The sequence below is a fragment of the Streptomyces sp. WM4235 genome (assembly GCF_001279725.1).
Classification (GTDB): Bacteria; Actinomycetota; Actinomycetes; order Streptomycetales; family Streptomycetaceae; genus Streptomyces.
Map to the genome: position 1 here is coordinate 1 of NZ_LGDE01000162.1, position 1826 is coordinate 1826.

Sequence of the window (1826 nt, forward strand, 5' to 3'; positions counted from 1 at the left end):
CCGACCGTGTTCTCTGCGCGCAGGCGTGCTTCGACTTCCCCGAGTTCCACCCGGTTACCCCTGATCTTGACCTGGTGGTCGGTGCGCCCCAGATAGGTGAGCACACCGTCCGCGGTGGACTGGACGAGGTCCCCGGTGCGGTACATCCGCTCGCCCGGAGCGCCGAACGGATCGGCGACGAACCGCTCCGCCGTGAGGGCGGGGCGCGCGTGATAGCCGCGGGCGAGTTGGGCGCCGGCGATGTACAGCTGTCCCGCCTCACCCGCGGCCACGTGCCGCAGGTGCCGGTCGAGCAGGTACAGCCGGGTGTTCCACACCGGACGGCCGATGGGCACGGTGGCGGCCGTGCCCCCGCCGGGCAGCGGATCCGGGCCGGCCTCCCAGCCGGTGACCTGGATGACCGCCTCGGTCGGCCCGTACACGTTGAACAGCGGGACGCCGGTGCGCTCGCGCCAGCGCCGGCCCGCCGGGACCGTCAGAGCCTCGCCGCCGCTGAACGCCCGGCGCAGACCCGACCACCAGGGCCCGTCGCCGCCCGGCGGCACCTCCTCGGCCAGCAACGCCGTGTACAGCGAGGGCACCAGGTCGAGGGTCGTGACCCGTTCGGAGCGGATCAGGGAGATCAGGTACGCCGGATCGCGGTGACCGTCGGGCCGGGCGATCACGACCGTCCCCCCGGTCAGCAGCGGGACGAACACCTCCTGGAGCGACGGGTCGAAGCCGGCCGCGTACTGGTGCAGCACCCGGTCGTGCGGACCGAAGCCGAACCGCTCGGCCGTCCAGGCGAGCTGCCCGGCCAGCGCGCGGTGCGTCACCACCACGCCCTTCGGCCGGCCCGTGGACCCCGAGGTGTACATTAGGTAGGGGGCCGAGTCCGGATCCGTGTCGGGGAGCGCGCGCGGACCGTGCACGGAGGCCCCGACGACGGCGCCGTCCACGTCGACCAGCACCGTGCGCACCCCGGCCGCGGCGGGCAGCGCGTCCCGCACCTCCGCGGTGGCGACCAGGATCCGCGCGCCCGAGTCGGCCAGCATGTGCCGGACCCGCTCGGCCGGTGCCGCCGGATCGACGGGCAGGCACACGGCGCCCGCCTTGAGCACGCCGAGCCACGCGACCACCTCCCCTGCCGAACGCGGCACCGCGACCGCGACCACTGCCTCGGGACCCGCGCCCTCGGCGGCCAGCCGGCGCGCCAACGACGCGGCCAGCACGTCCAGTTCGGCGAATCCGGTGCCGTGGCCGTCGTGCCGCAGCGCCGTCGCGTCCGGCGTTCGACGGGCCTGGGCGGTGAACGCCGCGTGCACGGTGGTGTCGGGCAGCGGACGCACCGCCCCGGACAGGGCGCCCGAGGCGGCCCCGCGGCCGACACGGGCCACCGGCAGGGCCGGATCGGCGACCAACTGCGCGCACAGCGCGCGCAGTCGCCGGGTGAACAGCTCGGCGGCCCGGTCGTCCAGCCGGGAACGGTCGTGGTCGAGCTGGAGGCGCAGCCGCGCGCCCGGCAGGACGGTCAACGCGAGCGGATAGTGCACGGAGTCCCGGACGCGGGAGTCCGTGATCCGGATCCGTCCCGCGGGATCGCCGCGCTCCCCGCCGTCCGGCAGGTTCTCGACCACCACCAGCGCGTCGAACAGCTCGCCCCGGCCCACGGCCCGCCGGATCTCCGCCGGCCCGAGGTGCTGATGGTCCAGCAGCTCCGCCTGACTCTCCTGGAACCGGGCCAGCACCTCGCCCAGCGGCTGCTCCGGACGCCAGGCCAGCCGGGCCGGCACGGTGTTGATCAGCAGGCCGACCAGGGTGTCGACCCCCGGGACCGGGGCCTGCCG

General features: G+C 75.5%; 1 protein-coding gene. It reads right to left on the reverse strand.

The window, feature by feature from the left end; translation table 11 throughout:
- Positions 1-1826: non-ribosomal peptide synthetase (locus ADK55_RS14310; RefSeq protein ID WP_159041391.1), on the reverse strand; the 1826-nt coding region annotated here is incomplete at both ends.